Consider the following 17,378-nt stretch of genomic DNA (forward strand, 5'->3'; position numbering starts at 1 on the left):
GTCTTGATGACGGGAATGGCGGCGCCGACCGCGGCCTCGTAGTTCAACGCGCCGCCGTGCTGCTCGGCGAGAGCGGCGAGCCGCAGGCCATGCTTGGCGATCAGCGCCTTGTTGGCCGTCACCACCGCCTTGCCGGACTTCAGGGCCGCCTCGATCGCGGATTGCGCCGGATCGCCCGCACCCCCCATCAATTCGACGAAGCAGTCTATGTTTGGATCGTTCGCCAGCGCCAGCGCGTCCTTGGCCCAGGCAATGCCGCGCAGGTCGACGTCGCGCTTCTTGGTCTTCGAGCGCGCGGCGACGGCGACCACGCGAACGCCGCGTCCGCAACGCGCCGACAGCGCCCGGCCCTGCTGCTCGATAAGGCGAACGACGGCCGACCCCACGGTGCCGAGCCCCGCGATGCCCACTTTCAGGGGTGCGACCATAAGGAACCTGCTGGAAAACCGGTGTTGCAAGGAACGATCAAGGCACGGCCGGCCCGAAAGGCGGCAAGGCCGTCCCCGAACCGGCGCCTATCGCCGGTTGGCGAGAGGAACCACGTTGTGCAACGTTTCGATGCCGCTTTCAAGGAAGTGGCGGACGCCGCGGGCGGCCTGGCGAATTCTCTGTTCGTTTTCCACCATGGCGATGCGGACATAGCCCTCGCCGTGCTCGCCGAAGCCGACGCCGGGCGAGACCACGACCCCGGATTTCTCGACCATCAGCGTGGCGAACTGCATGCTCCCGAGATCGCGGAAGCGTTCGGGCAGCGGCGCCCATGCGAACATCGAGGCCTGAGGCGGCGGAATCACCCATCCCGCGCGGCCGAAGGATTCCACCAGCGCGTCGCGGCGTTTCCGATAGGTCTCGCGCATCTCGCGAATGCAGGTGTCCGGTCCGTTCAGGGCCGCCGTCGCCGCCACCTGGATCGGCGTGAACGCGCCGTAATCGAGATAGGATTTGACCCGCGCGAGAGCGGCGATGATGCGTTCGTTGCCGACGGCGAAGCCGATGCGCCATCCGGCCATCGAGAACGTCTTCGACATCGAGGTGAACTCGACGGTGACGTCGATCGCGCCGGGCACCTGAAGCACCGACGGCGGCGGATTGTCGTCGAAATAGACTTCGGAATAAGCGAGGTCGGACAGGATGAAGATCTCGTGCTTCTTCGCGAACGCGACGAGGTCGCGGTAGAAATCGAGGCCCGCGACCTGCGCCGTCGGGTTCGACGGATAGCAGACGATCAGCGCGATCGGCTTCGGGATGGAATGGATGATCGCGCGCTCGCAGGCGGCGAAGAAATCCGGCGACGGCGTGGACGGCACCGAGCGGATGACGCCGCCCGCCATCAAAAAGCCGAATGCGTGAATCGGATAACTCGGGTTCGGGCAAAGCACGACATCGCCCGGCGCGGTGATCGCCTGAGCCACGTTGGCGAAGCCTTCCTTGGAGCCGAGCGTGGCCACGATCTGGGTGTCGGGATTGAGCTTCACCCCGAACCGGCGAGCATAATAGCCGGCTTGCGCCTTGCGCAGGCCGGTGACGCCGCGCGAGGCGGAATATCGGTCGGTCTTGGGCTTGCCCAGCGTTTCCTTGAGTTTCTCGAGAACATGGGGCGGCGTCGGCAGGTCCGGATTGCCCATGCCGAGGTCGATGATATCGGCTCCGGCGTTCCGTGCGGCCGCCTTGGCGCGATTGACCTGTTCGAACACGTAAGGCGGCAGACGGCGGATTCGATAAAACTCTTCCATGGCTCCTGGCTCCGGGCCGGATTTGACGGGCGACCGGCACGAGGCCGACGTCGCCGGACATGACGGTTCCACGCTTGCTGAATCGCGGCAGTTTAGCACGGACGCCCTGCTCCGCCAGCACTTCGCGTATCGCGGCGGGACCGCGAACCGGAACCGCCCATACGAGGGCTATTTAGGGTCCGAGGTCTGGGCCGCCTGGGACTGGTGCTCGCGCGCAGCGATCAGTTCCTTCTCAATCCGGGCCTGTTCGGCAGGATCCATCGCCGCATGATCTCTCGGCGCGGGCATGTCATGGACCGCGGGATAGTCCGGCACCTCGGCCGCCCGTTCCGGCGCATCCGTCGAGCTGCCGAAAGGCAAATCCGCAATCGACGTCGAACAGCCGCCGAGCGACAGCGACAGCAGCACCACCGCGGTTGCACCGACTATTGCGCAGCCGCTCAAGCGCGCCTGTCTGTTGGATGCCGTCGACCCGGACGCACTCACGTCCCCATCCGAACCCGCGGCATCATGATGCGTTTGCTTCATCAGATCGAATCGCACGCCTGGAATCATTATCGCCCGGAACGCCAAAGTCGCTATTGCGCCGGACCGGTGCCCTTAAGCCAGTTCATCGGGGCTCATATATGACCGCATAAAGATGTTTTGTCGCACCGCAACACACGGAAACCGGCAATGCTCCCCAGATTATGCCATGATCGCCGCCCGCCAAAGTGCGTGACGGAATTTTGAACAAACCCTCAGGTGTGCGGCCATGAGCGAGCTACCCGTCGAGACCAAGGCCGAAGCCAAGCCCCGGTTCGACCCGGACACCTTCGCGATGAACCTCGCCAATGCGATGGAAAGCGGCGGCAAGGCGCTGGCCGCTTACCTCAAGGCGCGTGAGGGCGGCGAGGCGCGCGACGACCAGCCGAACGAGTTCGCCGAATTGATCAGGACCGTCAGCACGGTGGCGGACTACTGGCTTTCGGATCAGACCCGGGCGGTCGAATTGCAGGCGAAACTCGGCAAGGCCTATCTGGAGCTCTGGGGCTACGCCGCGCGCCGCCTCGCCGGCGAGGAGATCAAGCCCACCATCACCCCGGCGCCACGCGACAAACGTTTCGCCGATCCGGAATGGCGGTCGAACCAGTTCTTCGATTTCGTGATGCAGGCGTATCTGCTGACGACCAAATGGGCGAACGAACTGGTGCGCGACGCCGAGAACCTCGATCCGCACACCCGCAAGAAGGCCGAGTTCTATATCGCGCAGATCACCAACGCGTTCGCGCCGTCGAATTTCGTGATGACCAATCCGGACGTGCTGCGCGAAACCTTCGCCTCGAACGCCGACAACCTCGCGCGCGGCATGAAGATGCTGGCGGAGGACATCGCGGCCGGCCACGGGGTGCTGCGCATCCGCCAATCCGACTCCAGCTATCTCGAAGTCGGCGTCAACATGGCGACGACGCCGGGCAAGGTGATCTACCAGAACGAACTGATGCAGTTGATCCAGTATTCGCCGAGCACCGAGACGGTGCTGCGGACGCCGCTCCTGATCGTGCCACCCTGGATCAACAAGTTCTACATCCTCGACCTGAAGCCGGAGAAGTCCTTCATCAAGTGGTGCGTCGATCAGGGCCTCACGGTGTTCGTGATATCCTGGGTCAATCCCGACAGGCGGCTAGGCGAAAAGACCTTCGAGGATTACATGAAGGAAGGTCCGCTGGCCGCGATGGACGCGATCGAGAAGGCGACCGGCGAGACCAAGGTGCATACCGTCGGCTATTGCGTCGGCGGCACCCTGCTCGCGACCACGCTGGCGTGGCTTGCGGACAAGCGGCGGGCGCGCGTGATGTCGGCGACGTTGTTCGCCGCGCAGGTCGATTTCACCCACGCCGGCGATCTGCTGGTATTCGTGGACGAAGAGCAGATCTCAGCGCTCGAACGCGATATGAAGCAGTCCGGCGTGCTGGAAGGCAGCAAGATGGCGATGGCCTTCAACATGCTGCGCCCCAACGACCTGATCTGGTCTTACGTCGTCAGCAACTATCTCAAGGGCAAGACGCCGCCGGCGTTCGATCTGCTGCACTGGAATTCGGATGCGACGCGGATGCCCGCGGCCAACCATTCCTATTACCTGCGCAACTGCTATCTGGAGAACCGCCTCTCCACCGGCTCGATGGTGCTCGACAACACCCTGCTCGACCTCTCGAAGGTCAAGGTGCCGATCTACAATCTCGCCACCCGCGACGATCACATCGCGCCGGCGGAATCCGTTCTGTACGGCTCGCGGTTCTTCGGCGGGCCGGTGCGCTACGTATTGTCGGGATCGGGACACATCGCGGGCGTCATCAATCCGCCGTCGCTCGGCAAATACCAGTACTGGACCAACGACGCGGTCGGCGCCGCCACCGTCAGCGAGTGGATGAAGGGCGCGCAGGAGCACAAGGGATCGTGGTGGCCGGACTGGCACGCATGGCTGCGAAACATCGATGCCGCGGAAGTCCCTGCCCGCGAGGCCGGCAGCGCCGCGCTGCCGCCGATCGAAGACGCGCCGGGCAGTTATGTGCGCGTGCGGGCGTGAGACATTCGGTCGGCATGCCAAGACCGGCTATGCATTGATAGCGATCGAATTCAGTGTTGTAAGCGAACCACCGAAAACAGCAGAAGCATGACTTCTATTGTCATCACGTTGTCGCGCTCGACTTCCGCGCCAATATTGCATCAAGCTCTGGCAGCAGAACGATGCCGTCCTGGTCGCTACCTGATGAATGCACGACAAGCCACTTGCACGGCGCTCCGCTCTCATTGCAGGGAGCATGCGGGACATCCTCGGGCATGTAGACCTGATCCCCGACCTTGACTGCGAGGCGATACTCGAGTTTGTCGCCATAATAGACTGCGCATTCACCTTCCAAAAGGTAAGCAATCGTCTCGATGCCCTTGTGGTAATGGACCTTTGCCTTGGCGCCCGGAGGCATCGGCAGCACATTCAAACAAACCTGCTTTGCTCCGGCCGTCTCCTTCGATACGCCGGCTCCATAGGTAAAGCCCTGCTTGCCGACATAGGTGTTGCCGGGCTCAATCACTCTCACCGCGTCTGACGATCCCGGCATTTGCAATCTCCCACAAGCCAATCGACCGGACCTAACTTACACAAAATCCGAAACCATTCGCACGCACGCCGGATGGACCAGTTGGAATTGTTGAGCTGTTCGAGTCGTTTGCGACAGGCTTGCTGCCTTCCGAAAGATCGAAAAGAGGTAGCCATGGGATTGTCCGGTACTGAAGGAAAGGGCTAACCGCCTAGCTTCTGCATCACTGCGTCGACATTCTCGTCGATCGTGAACGTCGGATTTTGGGGATTTGCCGTGTGAATCCACGTCTGCGTTCGGTCCGCTGAAGTCGGGGTAACGGCGATGATATGAGTCACGTTGACGAAGATTTCATGGCCGGTGGAGACGTCGGTGAATTTGACGAATTTGTTCATTGAGATGTCCTGGTGTCCTGATTCCGAAGTTCGCATACCCTTGCCGCAACCTTTGATGCGAACTTCGGAATCAAAGGGACACTAGCAACTCAATGAGTGTGGTTTAGGTTCAGACGCTCGGACTCGATCGGGCAATGAAGCGAGCTTCTGAACGAAACACACTAAGCGTTTTCGAACGAAGTGGATACTTCGCATAAAGAAAACGCGTCAAACAACAATCTAGAGCTTCGCTTCTGGTTCAATCAGAAGCGAAAAATGCTCTTTGCAATCAGCGGCGCTGTGGAACTTGCAGCAATCCGAATTCGCCGTGAAGCGGCTAGGGAGGCTCCGCTCGCCTTAGTCCACCCCCGCATCCTTCAAGCCCAGCATCAGCCGCATATTCTGCACCGCCGCGCCGGATGCGCCCTTGCCGAGATTGTCGAGCCGCGCGACCAGGACCGCCTGCCGGTGCTTGTCGCTGGCGAAGACATGAAGCTCGAGCTTGTTGCTGCCGTTCAGCGCCTCCGGTTCGATCCGTCCATTTTTCGCAGCAGTGCTGTCGAGCGGCATCACCGAAACATAGGCGCTGCCCGCGTAACGCTTCGCCAGCGCCGCATGAAGCGTAGCGCCATCGGGTTGTCCCGGCAGCGTATCGAGATGCAGCGGGATCGACACCAGCATGCCCTGCCGGTAGTCGCCGACCGACGGCGCGAAAATCGGCCGCCGCGTCAGGTTCGCGTACGTCTGCGTTTCCGGCAGATGCTTGTGCTCGAATCCGAGTCCGTAGAGTTCGAACGCCGGCGCAGTCCCCTTCTCGAAACTCTCGATCATCGACTTGCCGCCGCCGGAATAGCCGCTCACCGCGTTAATGGTGACGGGATAGTCCTGCGGGATCAGGCCGGCGTCGGTCAGCGGCCGCAGCAAGGCGATCGATCCGGTCGGATAGCAGCCGGGGTTCGCGACCTTGCGCGCCGCCTTGATCCTGTCCGCCTGATCGGGCGTCAGTTCCGGAAAGCCGTAGGTCCAGTCCGGCGCGACGCGAAACGCCGTCGAAGCGTCCAGCACCTTCGGAGCATCCGCGCCCATGCCGTCGATCAACGCAACGGTTTCCCTGGCCGCGTCATCGGGCAGGCACAGGATCACCAGATCGACCTCCGCCATCAGTGCGCGCTTGGCGGCCGAATCCTTCCGCTTGTCGCCGTCAAGGCTTTTGACGGTGACGTCGTCCTGCCGGTCGAGCCGCTGGCGGATTTCGAGCCCGGTGGTTCCCGACGCACCGTCGACGAACACCGCAGGCCGGACGGCGGTGTTGCCGCTGGAAGTTAAGTCTTTCGCTTTGGTGTCTGCGGCAGTCACGACTTTATCCTTGCATCCCGCGAGCGTGCTCGCTGGCCCGCCTTGTAATCCAAATGCGGCGGCTGCGCGACCGCCTCCTCCGACGCTACGTCCCAAATCCAATCCCGCTCAAACCGCATGCCAGATCCATTCGACGATCCGCGAGATCACGTCGCCGAACACCAGCAACACCGCCGACCAGATCAATGCCGACGTCCAGTTTGCAAGCTGGAAACGCCAGTACGGCATGGCGAAGATTCCCGCCGCAAGTGGCACCGTGGCGCGCAGCGGTCCGAAAAACCGGCCGATGTAAATAGATGGGATGCCCCATCGCTGCACGAAAGCCTGCCCGCGCGGCAGAAGGTCGGGATGGCGCGACAGCGGCCACATTTCGGCGACGCGGTCCTTGAAGTGATAGCCGAACCAGTAGGACAGCCAATCGCCGAGCGACGCGCCGACTGCGGCCGCGATCCACACCGGCCAGAATTTGATGTCGCTGATGCCGATCAGCGCGCCGATTGCCACCAGCACGCCCCACGCCGGAACCAGCAGCGAGATGAAGGCGAGCGACTCGCCGAAGGCAAGCAGCAACACGACAGGGGCGGCCCAAACCTGATGATCGCGCACGAAGTCGACCAGGCCGCGTCCGACGTCTTCCATTCCAAAATGCCTCTTGCCGTCTCCCTCACCGAGGGTTGTTTGAGCCTCCGCGGCGGTGCAAAATAATCTGGCCCAGCTAAACTAGCCTCTCGCACAACTTCAAGTCACAAAGACTTGGATATTGGAAAGACTTGCATATTGGAAAAGACCTGGACATTGGAGCCGCCCGGTCGCGGCGGCAACTCAATCCTCACGAGAGCGGGGCGATGAAAGCGCGCGGCGGTTTTCCGCTCGCACGCCGTTTATTAAAATATAGGAATTTGATCACGTTCATGATTTTGGATCGAATTGATCCAAATCATCATGATCTCAGCGGAAACAGGGGGTGCGAATGATCGGCTCGGTGATGATGCGCGTAAGCGTTGTCCTTCTATTGATCGGAATGGTCGCGGGAATGGCCATGGGAATCCAGCAGAACTTTACCCTGGCGCCCGCCCACGCCCATCTCAACCTGGTAGGCGGGGTTCTGCTATTTCTGTTCGGACTCTATTATCGGCTGGTGCCGGCCGCCGGAAACAGCACGCTGGCCCGGATTCAGGGCTCACTCCATATTCTCGGCGGCCTGGTGCTGCCGGCCGGGATTGCGCTCACCCTGTTGAACAATGGCGCCTATTTCGCGGCGCCGGCAATCGGCTCGGCTATCGTTGTCGTTGCGACGCTATTGTTTGCAGTCGTCCTGTTCCGCACCGAGCGGACCTGACGCCGACCCGACCCGATCCGCAGGGCGTTCACAAATCCACCTGCGTCCGTGGCATAGTCAGCGCGGTCGATTCGACCCGATCCGGCGCGCCTGATTTTTGAAGAAATATGTCCAAACAGCAGAAACAAAACGTAAAATCAAAATCTGCCGACGACCTGTTCGCGGCGTCCGAGACCAAAACCTCCGAGACCAAAGGCCGCCCCGGCCGCGGATCGAGCCGCGCGTCGGGAGCCGAGGCCGGCTACACCGCCGCCGACATCGAGGTGCTGGAGGGGCTTGAGCCGGTCCGCCGCCGCCCCGGCATGTACATCGGCGGCACCGACGAGAAGGCGCTGCATCACCTGTTCGCCGAGGTGATCGACAACTGCATGGACGAGGCGTTGGCGGGGCACGCGACCTTCATCGTGGTGGAACTGGCCGCCGACGGCTTCCTCACCGTCACCGACAACGGACGCGGCATCCCGGTCGATCCGCACCCGAAATTCCCGAAAAAGTCGGCGCTCGAAGTCATCATGTGCACGCTGCATTCGGGCGGCAAGTTCGATTCCAAGGTCTACGAGACCTCCGGCGGCCTGCACGGCGTCGGCATTTCCGTGGTCAACGCCCTCTCCTCGCGGCTCGAAGTGGAAGTCGCGCGTAGCCAGAACCTCTACAAGATGACCTTCGAGCGCGGCCATCCCAAGGGCAAGCTGGAAGACCTCGGCCGGATCGCCAACCGCCGCGGCACCACCATCCGCTTCAAGCCCGACACCGAAATTTTTGGCGCAAAGGCCGCGTTCAAGCCGCAGCGCCTGTTCAAGATGACGCGCTCGAAGGCGTATCTGTTCGGCGGCGTCGAAATCCGCTGGCGCTGCGCGCCGGAATTGCTCAAGGGCGTCGACGACATCCCTGCGGAAGCGACGTTCCACTTCCCCGGCGGCTTGAAAGACTATTTGGCCGCGGCGATCCACAAGGACACGCTGGTTCATCCGGACATCTTCTCCGGCAAATCGGGGCGCAACGGCGCGCATGGCGCCTGCGAATGGGCGGTGGCATGGACGGCGGACGCCGACGGCTTCCTTTCCTCCTATTGCAACACGGTGCCGACGCCGGACGGCGGCACCCATGAATCCGGCATGCGCAGCGCGCTGCTGCGCGGGTTGAAAGATCACGCCGAACGCGTCGGCCAGGGCAAGCGCGCGGGCTCCATCACCTCCGAGGACGTGATGGTCGGCGCAGCGGTGATGCTTTCGGTGTTCGTCCGCGAGCCGGAATTCCAGGGCCAGACCAAGGACCGCCTCGCCACCGCCGAGGCCTCGCGGATCGTCGAGCAGGCGATCAAGGATCCGTTCGATCACTGGCTGTCGGGCAATCCGGCGCAGGCCAACAGGCTGCTCGACTTCGTGATCGAGCGCGCCGATGAGCGGCTGCGCCGACGCGCCGAGAAGGAAACCTCGCGCAAGAGCGCGGTGAAGAAGCTGCGGCTGCCCGGCAAGCTCGCCGATTGCACCGACACCGCGACCGACGGCTCCGAACTGTTCATCGTCGAGGGCGACTCCGCCGGCGGCAGCGCCAAGCAGGCGCGCGACCGCAAGACCCAGGCCGTGCTTCCCCTGCGCGGCAAGATCCTCAACGTGGCCTCCGCTGGCAGGGACAAGGTCACCGCCAACGCGCAGTTGGCCGATCTGATCCAGGCGCTCGGCTGCGGCACCGGCACCAACTACCGCGAAGAGGACCTTCGCTATTCGCGCGTCATCATCATGACCGACGCAGACGTCGACGGCGCGCATATCGCCTCGCTGCTGATCACGTTCTTCTATCGCCAGATGCCGCGCCTGATCGACGAGGGCCATCTCTATCTCGCGGTGCCGCCGCTCTATCGCCTGACTCACGGCAGCAAGACGGTCTACGCCCGCGACGATGCGCACAAGGAGGCGCTGCTCAAAAGCGAGTTCAACGCCAACGCCAAGGTGGACGTCGGCCGCTTCAAGGGCCTCGGCGAGATGATGCCGGCGCAGCTCAAGGAAACCACGATGGACCCGGCAAAGCGCACGATGTTGCGCGTGGTGCTGCTGGCGGACGACCGCGAGGACACCGCAGATTCCGTCGAACGCCTGATGGGCACCAAGGCCGAAGCGCGCTTCGCCTTCATCTCCGACAAGGCCGAATTCGCTAGCGAGGATCTGCTGGACGTGTAAACTGACCGCCGTGCAAAATCCGGGCATCGTTCAGCCATGAGACCAGCGCTGGTTATCCTCGGCATTCTCGCCCTCCTCGTCGGCCTGCTCTGGATCGGTCAGGGCACCGGTTACGTGAACTGGCCGCGGTCGAGCTTCATGATCCGCCAGATCCAGTGGGCCTGGTACGGCGGCGCGCTTGCCGTGGTCGGACTTCTGTTGATCTGGCGCGGCAGGCGCTAAAGCTCTTCCGCTTATGACGAGACCGGAAGCGCCTCCGGCGAATGCACATGCTCCGGCCGCACGCCAACGGCAATGAAGCGCGCGGTCAGCCCTTGCAGCCACGGCACCGCATTGACGATGCGCATGAGCAGCGGCGGCTTGAACGGTCCGCTGCCGGCTTTCAGCGCCGCGCGGACGATGTTGTTCTGGACGATCACCTGCATGGCCTGCGTCATGCGCATCGGGAATTCGCGGCGACGCTGAACCGCGGCGAGGTCGTCCTCGCTCACGGCACCGCGCGCGAGCTTCGCCGCCAGAATATTGGCTGCCGCCACCGCGTCCTGCACCGCGATGTTGACCCCGACGCCGCCGACCGGCGACATCGCATGCGCGGCGTCGCCGATGCAGAGCAAACCCGGCCGGGTCCACTGCTCGAGACGGTTCACCGCGACGGTGAGCAGCTTCACATCGTCCCAACTCCTTACGTCCGCGATTCCGGACCGGAGCGGCGGCGCCAGCGCGACCACGTCGGCGCGCAATGCTTCGATCCCTCGCGCCTTGATTTCATCGTAGCGCCCCTTGAGGATGACGTAAGCGCATTGCCAATATGTGCCGCGATCGAGCATCACCATCATCTTGCCCGCCTCGATGCGCGCGAACATGCTTTCGGTCTCGCCGACCTTACCGACGCGAAACCACAGCACATCCATTGGCGCGCCGATCTCCTCGATCTCAAGCCCCGCGCTTTGCCGGATGATCGAATGTCGTCCGTCGCACGCGACCGTCAGGTCAGCCCTGATGTCGAGTTCACCGCCTGTGTCTTTTGCCCGGACGCCCACCACCCTGTCGCCATCATGGATGAGCCCGGTCGCCTCGGTGTTCATCATGATCTTGAGGTTCGGAAAACGACGACCCTTGTCGCGCAGGAAATTGAGAAAATCCCACTGCGGCATGAAGGCGATGTACGGATACGTCGCGCCGGTGCGGCTGACGTCGGCGATGCGCAGGCGCGTCTTGCCGAAGCAGCCTTCCAGCTTTTGCAATTTGTCGTGCGGGACTTTCAGGAAATCATCGATCAGGCCGAGATCGTCCATCACCTGCATGGTCGATGGATGCACGGTGTCGCCGCGAAAATCGCGGAAGAAGTCGGCGTGCTTTTCAAGGACGATGACATCGACGCCGGCGCGCCCGAACAGATAGCCGAGCATCATGCCGGCTGGCCCGCCGCCGACGATGCAGCAGCGCGTGGATATCGGGCGGCTTTCGCTCGGACGGGCTGCGGCCATCGGCGGAGTCCTTCGAATCGAAAAAATCAGCGCCGGAAGCTCTTGATCTCGGAAACGCTGCCGTCGCGATACGTCAACTCGACCGAGACGGATTTGGTTGCAGCCGGCAATTTCAGATATGGCGTGGCATCGTTCGGAATTGCGCCGGGATTACGCGGATCGCAGGCAGGCATCCTGAGCACGCGATCCGGCATCGAGGAATCGATGCCGACTTTCACCTCGCGGATCGCGCAGCGATATGACATCAGGTGGGTATAGTAGACCAGAAGCCCGTTGAACTCGCGGAATGACAACCAGCTCGTCGCGGTCATGTCGAGGATTTTGCGCTGGTCGCGGATCAGCGCGGCTTCCGGATCGAAGCGGATCGGAAACGGCCCCTGCATCTCGCCGTTTGCATCGACATAGCGCACCTGAATCGTCGCGGCCGGCGTATCGGCCGAAAGCTCAATCGCGGGATTTGGCATCCGCTTGCGGGTCCGCGGATCGAGCGTGTCGAGAAATCCGGTTTCCCTGAACTCGCCGCTGTCGTCCATGCGCCAGGAAATTCCAAGCGTGGGATCGACGATCGAGAACACCACGGTCCATCCGCCATTGTGGCGCGAGAAATTCGCGATCGGCGCGTTGACGGCATCGTTCGACGGCGGTTTGAGCGGCGCGACGGGCAGCGCGGCGAGCTTCGTTTCGGACTCGGCCGGCGGCTCCGGCTGCGCCCGGGCGCGGCCGTTCAGAACCACATCGTCGACCATCTGATCGAAATAGACCGGCACTTGCTTGTGTCGCGCCGCCTCGGCCATTTCGCTGACGGTGCGGCGGGTACGCTGCGCAACCCGCACCATGGTCTCGCCGGGCTGCAGCAATTCCCTGGCGAAGATGCGCGTGAACACCGAATTCGGATTGCTGTCGTCATCGGACAGACGATCGAGCGCGGTCTGACGCGGTCCGGCCGAGAACACCGAGAACACGCCCTCCGGCAGTTGCGTCATCGGCGCAAGCCCTGCCCCGCCGGCGACCGCGCGAGTCCCCTTGCGCTCGAACGGATTGTTACGGCAGGCGTCGAACACGAGAATGGAGGTGCGGGCTTTCCTGTTCTGCAACCGCTCGATGATACGGTCTGCGAGGATGGAGGCGTCGCGGACCAGTTCCTCCTGCCCTTCGGTGGCGGCGGGCACATCGGTGGGCAGCAGATAGTTCTGGCCGGCTATCTCGAAGCCATGACCGGCGTAGAAGAAGAATACGGTATCGCCCGCGTCGATCTGCTGCTCGAACGTCAGCAGCGTCTGGCTGAAAGCCTGACGCGTCTGATTTTCCGCGACCATCACCGTGAAGCCGAGTTGCCTCAGCGCCTCATCCATGGCGCGGGCATCGTTGACGGCTGTCAGAAGCCTCGGCACGTTGCGATAATCGTTGTTGCCGACGACCAGCGCGACGCGCTTTGAGGCCAGCGCTGGAGCGGCCAGCAGCACCAGCGCGCAGGTGATGCCCAGCAATGCCGCGCGCCCGATCGGAATCCTCATCTCAACCTTCATGCCCGTCGGTTCGGATCGCCCAAATCGTCCTCTGCCGTAGTCGGCTGATCGCACGCCGCGGTTCATTTCCGCAATCCCCTCGCCAATGAGGCCCCTGACCCATTTTTTTAAGCAAAACATCACGGATTTCGAACATTTCTGCTGGCTTCACATTGACTTTACGCATTTCCCCCCTATGTTTCGCGATAACGCGGCCCGGGATCGAAACGCGATTCCATGGTGAGCCGCCCGTCAGCGCAGTCAGAGCCCCCTTCGCTTCTTAAAAGCACGCCGTTAAGGGGTTGAGCGCGACAGCCTTCTACATTCGATTCCGGACGGCGGTGTCGATCAGAGGCTCAATGTCTTTTTCTCATCTTGGTTTGTCCGACAAAGTCCTGGCCGCGGTCGCGGCCGCAGGTTACACCGCCCCCACCCCCATTCAGGATCAGGCTATCCCCCACGTTCTGGCGCGCCGCGACGTTCTCGGCATCGCCCAGACCGGCACCGGCAAGACCGCCGCCTTCGTCCTGCCCATGCTCACATTGCTGGAGAAAGGCCGCGCCCGGGCGCGAATGCCCCGCACGCTGATCCTGGAGCCGACCCGCGAACTCGCGGCGCAGGTCAAGGAACAGTTCGACAAGTACGGAGCCGGCCAGAAACTCAACGTGGCGCTTCTGATCGGCGGCGTCTCGTTCGGCGACCAGGACATGAAGCTGACGCGCGGCGTCGACGTGCTGATCGCAACCCCGGGCCGCCTGCTCGATCACACCGAACGGGGCGGCCTGCTGCTCACCGGCGTGGAGCTTCTGGTGATCGACGAAGCCGACCGGATGCTGGACATGGGCTTCATTCCCGACATCGAGCGCATCTGCAAGCTGGTGCCGTTCACGCGCCAGACCCTGTTTTTCACCGCGACGATGCCGAACGAAATCCGGCGCGTCACCGACACCTTCCTGCACAATCCGGAAAAGGTCGAGGTCTCGAGGCCGGCAACCACGGCGGCGACCGTCGCACAGTCCCAGGTCAGTTGCGGACGCGAGCCGCACGAGAAGCGTGAATTGCTTCGCCGCCTGCTGCGCGAGGCCCAGGATCTCAAGAACGCAATCATCTTCTGCAACCGCAAGCGTGACGTCGCCATCGTCTGCAAGTCGCTCCAGAAACACGGTTTCAGCGTCGGCGCCCTGCATGGCGACATGGACCAGTCGGCGCGAACCGCCTCGCTGGATCAATTCCGCAAGGGCGAGTTGCCGCTGCTGGTCGCCTCCGACGTGGCCGCGCGCGGTCTCGACATTCCCGAGGTCAGCCACGTTCTCAACTTCGACGTGCCGTACCACCCCGACGACTACGTGCATCGCATCGGCCGCACCGGCCGCGCCGGCCGTACCGGCACCGCGATCACGATCGTCTGCCCCGCCGATTTCAAGTCGCTCGCCGCGATCGAGAAGCTGACCGGTCAGGCCATTCCCAAGGCAGATATCAAGGCCGATCTTCCCGGCTATGGCGCTAGCGAAGCCGATGCCGACTCCGAGACGACAGCCGTAAGCCGTCCGACCCGATCCCGCCAGGCACGCGACAAGAGCGGCGAGACCTTTGCCCGCGGCGGCAAGCGCGAGGGACGCAAACCACGGCGCTCCGGCGGCGATCACCAGCGACACGAGGCTCCGGCTGCGACGGCCGGTGCAGCCATGGCCGCGCCGCAGCCGCCATCGATCGGTCGCGCGCCCGCGCCGCGCCGCGAGGCAATCTCCGAACCCGGAGATCATTCTCACCTGCCGGCGTTCCTGCTTCGCCCGATCCGCGCCCGCGGCTGATCGTCCAGAGCATGATCCCGAAAAGCGGAAACCGATTTTCGGAAAAGATCGTGCTCAATCAAAAAGATAAGCGATGATTCCGATTCAACGCACTTGAACCGGACTCTAGCGGCGCGGCCTCCCGGCGCTCGACTGAATACCGTTTACTGCGCGTAAACGCTCTGCTGCTAGCTTCCCTGTAATACTTCAGTTGATATTTTGTCGTTTGGGACGACGATCAGTACGAATCGTCGGCGGAGCCGCAGAAGTGGTTGAGCTGGACGAACATGAACGCACGATGGCGTTCGCGGAGGTGGCGCTCGGTCAAATCCGATCGCTGCGGCAGGCTGCGATCCCACGCAACTACGAAATCTGGTACGTCTACGCCACCGGATACAATCCCGCGTTCAACAAGGTCATCAACGAGACCCTCGCGCGCAACGGCAAGCTGACCGAGTCCGACCTCGAGCAGATCTACGACAACTATCTCTCCCCGATCAGGACGACCGAGCGCATCGACAAGCTCGGCGGCCGAGTCATCACCGAGATCGATGACGTGATGAGGCTCATCACCGACGCGCTCGGCATGACGGCAGGTTTCGGCAACAGCCTGAAGGGAGCAGCCGAAAAGCTCGGCGCCGCCCATAGCCGCGAGCAAGTCAAGGCAGTCATCACGGCGCTGATAAAATCAACCACCGAAATACAGGAAGCCAACAAGGCGCTGGAAAGTCGGCTGGAGCACTCGAAGATCGAGATCAACAACCTTCAGCACAGCCTTGAAGCGATCAGGACCGAGAGCATGACCGATCCGCTCACCGGTCTCGGCAACCGCAAATATTTCGACCGCGCCGTCGCGGACGCAGTGGCGATGGCCCTCAAAGAAGGCGCGCCGTTGTCGCTTCTGATGTTCGACATCGATCACTTCAAATCGTTCAACGACAACTACGGCCACTTGACCGGCGATCAGGTGCTGCGGCTGGTTGCGATCTCGCTGAAGCAGACCATCAAGGGCCAGGACATCACCGCGCGCTACGGCGGCGAGGAATTCGCGGTCGTGCTGCCCAATACCAGGATCAATCAGGCGGTAACCGTCGCCGATCACATCCGCCGCGCCGTGATGGCCAAGGAGTTGAAGAAAAAATCGACCGGCGAAATCCTCGGCCGGGTCACGATCTCAGTCGGCGTATCGATGCTTCGCTGCGGAGATACCACGGACTCGCTGATCGAACGCGCCGACACCTGCCTCTATGTCGCCAAGCGCAACGGCCGCAATCGTGTCGTTTGCGAATCCGACTCGGAATGTTCATTTTGCGCCGACACTCAGGTGCAGGTGGCCTGACGCCCGCTCGATGTTCCCTTAAGGGCTTCGCCGAAACTTGCGCCCCAAGTTGCGGCCAGCGTTTTTAGCTCGGGCGACCGACAAACCTCAGCCGTCGATCTTGGCGGGCGTGAGCTGCACGGATTCGCCGCAGCCGCAGGCCGAGACCTGGTTCGGGTTGTTGAAAATGAACTGCGCCTGCATTTTTTCGGACTTGTAGTCCATCTCGGTGCCGAGCAGGTACAGCACCGCCTTGGGGTCGACCAGGATCTTGACGCCCTTGTCCTCGACCACTTCGTCCGTGGGCCTGACGTCGTGGGCGTATTCCACGGTGTAGGACTGGCCGGCGCAACCGCCGTTCTTGATGCCGACGCGCAGGCCGACGATCTCGGAATCGGCGCGCGCCGCGAGTTCCTTGACCCGTGCCGCCGCGGCATCGGTTAGCCGCATAACCTGCGGGCGCGGTCTGGGCTTCGGCTTGGCTGCTGGTGTTGGCGTCATCTCAGTCATCTGGTCAATCCTAGTGTCCCGCATCCGAAGTTCGCCTCGCTCTGTAGCGCCTTTCGTAGCGAACTTCGGATACGAAAGGACACTAGCAAACGTATAATTCTAGTGTGGTTTAGGTTCAGAAGTTCGCTTGAAGGACTCGCAGGGAATATGAAGCAAACTTCTGAACCACCACACTAGACGGCAAATCGAGCCCGATCATAACACAGGCCGAAGGTAAAATCGTCACCACATATTGAGGACGAGACGAGCCTCGTCGGTCATCCGGTCGGGCATCCAGGGCGGTTCCCAGACGATGTTGACGTTCACAACGCCGACGCCGGGAACGCTCGCAACCGCATTCTCAACCATGGTCGGGAGTTCGGCGGCGGACGGACAGTTCGGCGTCGTCAGCGTCATCTCGACATCGACGCCACGATCGTCCTTGATGTCGACCTTGTAGATCAAGCCGAGTTCATAGATGTCCGCGGGAATTTCCGGATCGAATACGGTTTTCAGCGCGGCCACGATCCCCGTGCCCATGCGGTCGGTTTCGTCCGGGGCGAGCGCCGAGCTGGTCTGCATGTGGCAGGTTTTGTTTTTTACGATTTCAGCGGTTTCGCTCATGAGAACAAATCCCGTGCCTTGATCAGCGCCTGCGCCAGATGATCGACTTCCTCGCGCGTATTATACATGCCGAACGAGGCCCGGCAGGTCGCCGAAACGTTGAACCGCT

At 62.3% G+C, this 17,378-nt stretch carries 17 protein-coding genes and 1 pseudogene; 6 read left to right on the top strand and 12 right to left on the bottom strand.

The annotated features are described in order from the left end of the window. The 3 genes and pseudogenes from BGN91_RS04675 to BGN91_RS04685 form a co-directional block, all read right to left on the bottom strand. Window positions 1-428, bottom strand: a pseudogene (locus tag BGN91_RS04675) (homoserine dehydrogenase); the annotation flags it as partial. 87 nt (window positions 429-515) lie between these two features. Further along, window positions 516-1,733 (bottom strand): LL-diaminopimelate aminotransferase, encoded by a 1,218-nt coding sequence (locus tag BGN91_RS04680; protein ID WP_292610963.1) that lies wholly within the window; start codon window positions 1,731-1,733, stop codon window positions 516-518. Between the two features lie 168 nt (window positions 1,734-1,901). Next, the gene (locus tag BGN91_RS04685) at window positions 1,902-2,144 is read right to left on the bottom strand and encodes a hypothetical protein (RefSeq protein WP_292610965.1); all 243 of its coding nucleotides are present in this window, start codon (window positions 2,142-2,144) and stop codon (window positions 1,902-1,904) included. 343 nt (window positions 2,145-2,487) lie between these two features. Here BGN91_RS04685 and phaC point away from each other — a divergent pair, with 343 nt between their 5' ends. Next, a complete protein-coding gene (phaC, locus tag BGN91_RS04690) occupies window positions 2,488-4,299 on the top strand; it encodes a class I poly(R)-hydroxyalkanoic acid synthase (protein WP_292610967.1) in 1,812 nt (603 codons plus the stop codon). 103 nt (window positions 4,300-4,402) lie between these two features. Here the strand turns inward: phaC and BGN91_RS04695 are convergent, their stop codons facing one another. The 4 genes from BGN91_RS04695 to BGN91_RS04710 form a co-directional block, all read right to left on the bottom strand. Next, window positions 4,403-4,831, bottom strand: coding sequence for a cupin domain-containing protein (locus BGN91_RS04695; RefSeq protein ID WP_292610969.1), 429 nt, complete (start codon window positions 4,829-4,831; stop codon window positions 4,403-4,405). 182 nt (window positions 4,832-5,013) lie between these two features. After that, the gene (locus BGN91_RS04700; protein WP_292610971.1) at window positions 5,014-5,205 is read right to left on the bottom strand and encodes a hypothetical protein; all 192 of its coding nucleotides are present in this window, start codon (window positions 5,203-5,205) and stop codon (window positions 5,014-5,016) included. 336 nt (window positions 5,206-5,541) lie between these two features. Next, window positions 5,542-6,540 (bottom strand): N-acetyl-gamma-glutamyl-phosphate reductase, encoded by a 999-nt coding sequence (gene argC / locus BGN91_RS04705; protein WP_292610973.1) that lies wholly within the window; start codon window positions 6,538-6,540, stop codon window positions 5,542-5,544. 108 nt (window positions 6,541-6,648) lie between these two features. After that, window positions 6,649-7,179 (bottom strand): DedA family protein, encoded by a 531-nt coding sequence (locus BGN91_RS04710; RefSeq protein ID WP_292610975.1) that lies wholly within the window; start codon window positions 7,177-7,179, stop codon window positions 6,649-6,651. Window positions 7,180-7,510: 331 nt separating this feature from the next. Between BGN91_RS04710 and BGN91_RS04715 the strand changes: the two genes are divergently transcribed. The 3 genes from BGN91_RS04715 to BGN91_RS04725 all read left to right on the top strand — a co-directional run bounded on the left by BGN91_RS04715 (window position 7,511) and on the right by BGN91_RS04725 (window position 10,278). Continuing rightward, window positions 7,511-7,879, top strand: a complete 369-nt coding sequence (locus BGN91_RS04715; RefSeq protein ID WP_292610989.1) for a hypothetical protein — start codon at window positions 7,511-7,513, stop codon at window positions 7,877-7,879. Between the two features lie 107 nt (window positions 7,880-7,986). Beyond that, the gene (gene parE / locus BGN91_RS04720; protein ID WP_292610976.1) at window positions 7,987-10,056 is read left to right on the top strand and encodes a DNA topoisomerase IV subunit B; all 2,070 of its coding nucleotides are present in this window, start codon (window positions 7,987-7,989) and stop codon (window positions 10,054-10,056) included. Between the two features lie 36 nt (window positions 10,057-10,092). After that, the gene (locus BGN91_RS04725) at window positions 10,093-10,278 is read left to right on the top strand and encodes a hypothetical protein (protein ID WP_292610977.1); all 186 of its coding nucleotides are present in this window, start codon (window positions 10,093-10,095) and stop codon (window positions 10,276-10,278) included. An 11-nt stretch (window positions 10,279-10,289) separates the two neighbouring features. On the opposite strand, the gene BGN91_RS04730 is transcribed toward BGN91_RS04725, so the two are convergent. Beyond that, window positions 10,290-11,543: an FAD-dependent oxidoreductase gene (locus tag BGN91_RS04730; protein WP_292610978.1), complete on the bottom strand. Its 1,254-nt coding sequence runs from the start codon at window positions 11,541-11,543 to the stop codon at window positions 10,290-10,292. A 26-nt stretch (window positions 11,544-11,569) separates the two neighbouring features. Beyond that, the gene (locus tag BGN91_RS04735) at window positions 11,570-13,057 is read right to left on the bottom strand and encodes a caspase family protein (protein ID WP_292610980.1); all 1,488 of its coding nucleotides are present in this window, start codon (window positions 13,055-13,057) and stop codon (window positions 11,570-11,572) included. Window positions 13,058-13,407: 350 nt separating this feature from the next. Between BGN91_RS04735 and BGN91_RS04740 the strand changes: the two genes are divergently transcribed. Both BGN91_RS04740 and BGN91_RS04745 read left to right on the top strand, forming a co-directional pair. Beyond that, window positions 13,408-14,859, top strand: coding sequence for a DEAD/DEAH box helicase (locus BGN91_RS04740; RefSeq protein WP_292610983.1), 1,452 nt, complete (start codon window positions 13,408-13,410; stop codon window positions 14,857-14,859). A 277-nt stretch (window positions 14,860-15,136) separates the two neighbouring features. Next, entirely contained in the window at window positions 15,137-16,177 is a 1,041-nt protein-coding gene (locus BGN91_RS04745) for a GGDEF domain-containing protein (protein WP_292610991.1), read from the top strand. Between the two features lie 87 nt (window positions 16,178-16,264). Here the strand turns inward: BGN91_RS04745 and BGN91_RS04750 are convergent, their stop codons facing one another. The 3 genes from BGN91_RS04750 to BGN91_RS04760 form a co-directional block, all read right to left on the bottom strand. Then, window positions 16,265-16,666, bottom strand: coding sequence for an iron-sulfur cluster assembly accessory protein (locus BGN91_RS04750; protein ID WP_292610985.1), 402 nt, complete (start codon window positions 16,664-16,666; stop codon window positions 16,265-16,267). A 222-nt stretch (window positions 16,667-16,888) separates the two neighbouring features. Further along, window positions 16,889-17,269 (bottom strand): SUF system Fe-S cluster assembly protein, encoded by a 381-nt coding sequence (locus tag BGN91_RS04755; RefSeq protein ID WP_292610987.1) that lies wholly within the window; start codon window positions 17,267-17,269, stop codon window positions 16,889-16,891. Then, window positions 17,266-17,378, bottom strand: a 113-nt coding sequence (locus tag BGN91_RS04760) for an aminotransferase class V-fold PLP-dependent enzyme (RefSeq protein WP_292610993.1), incomplete at its 5' end; no start/stop codon positions are given. The genes BGN91_RS04760 and BGN91_RS04755, both read right to left, overlap by 4 nt.

The sequence above is a fragment of the Nitrobacter sp. 62-13 genome (assembly GCF_001896955.1).
Classification (GTDB): Bacteria; Pseudomonadota; Alphaproteobacteria; order Rhizobiales; family Xanthobacteraceae; genus Nitrobacter.

Bases quoted from the DNA above. Each gene is read 5' to 3' on its own strand.
- phaC (WP_292610967.1), top strand. From the start codon at position 2,488: ATGAGCGAGCTACCCGTCGAGACCAAGGCCGAAGCCAAGCCCCGGTTC.
- BGN91_RS04740 (WP_292610983.1), top strand. From the start codon at position 13,408: ATGTCTTTTTCTCATCTTGGTTTGTCCGACAAAGTCCTGGCCGCGGTC.
- BGN91_RS04735 (WP_292610980.1), bottom strand. From the start codon at position 13,057: ATGAGGATTCCGATCGGGCGCGCGGCATTGCTGGGCATCACCTGCGCG.
- BGN91_RS04730 (WP_292610978.1), bottom strand. From the start codon at position 11,543: ATGGCCGCAGCCCGTCCGAGCGAAAGCCGCCCGATATCCACGCGCTGC.
- BGN91_RS04755 (WP_292610987.1), bottom strand. From the start codon at position 17,269: ATGAGCGAAACCGCTGAAATCGTAAAAAACAAAACCTGCCACATGCAG.
- BGN91_RS04695 (WP_292610969.1), bottom strand. From the start codon at position 4,831: ATGCCGGGATCGTCAGACGCGGTGAGAGTGATTGAGCCCGGCAACACC.
- BGN91_RS04710 (WP_292610975.1), bottom strand. From the start codon at position 7,179: ATGGAAGACGTCGGACGCGGCCTGGTCGACTTCGTGCGCGATCATCAG.
- BGN91_RS04700 (WP_292610971.1), bottom strand. From the start codon at position 5,205: ATGAACAAATTCGTCAAATTCACCGACGTCTCCACCGGCCATGAAATC.
- BGN91_RS04725 (WP_292610977.1), top strand. From the start codon at position 10,093: ATGAGACCAGCGCTGGTTATCCTCGGCATTCTCGCCCTCCTCGTCGGC.
- BGN91_RS04715 (WP_292610989.1), top strand. From the start codon at position 7,511: ATGATCGGCTCGGTGATGATGCGCGTAAGCGTTGTCCTTCTATTGATC.
- BGN91_RS04750 (WP_292610985.1), bottom strand. From the start codon at position 16,666: ATGACTGAGATGACGCCAACACCAGCAGCCAAGCCGAAGCCCAGACCG.
- BGN91_RS04745 (WP_292610991.1), top strand. From the start codon at position 15,137: ATGGCGTTCGCGGAGGTGGCGCTCGGTCAAATCCGATCGCTGCGGCAG.
- BGN91_RS04680 (WP_292610963.1), bottom strand. From the start codon at position 1,733: ATGGAAGAGTTTTATCGAATCCGCCGTCTGCCGCCTTACGTGTTCGAA.
- parE (WP_292610976.1), top strand. From the start codon at position 7,987: ATGTCCAAACAGCAGAAACAAAACGTAAAATCAAAATCTGCCGACGAC.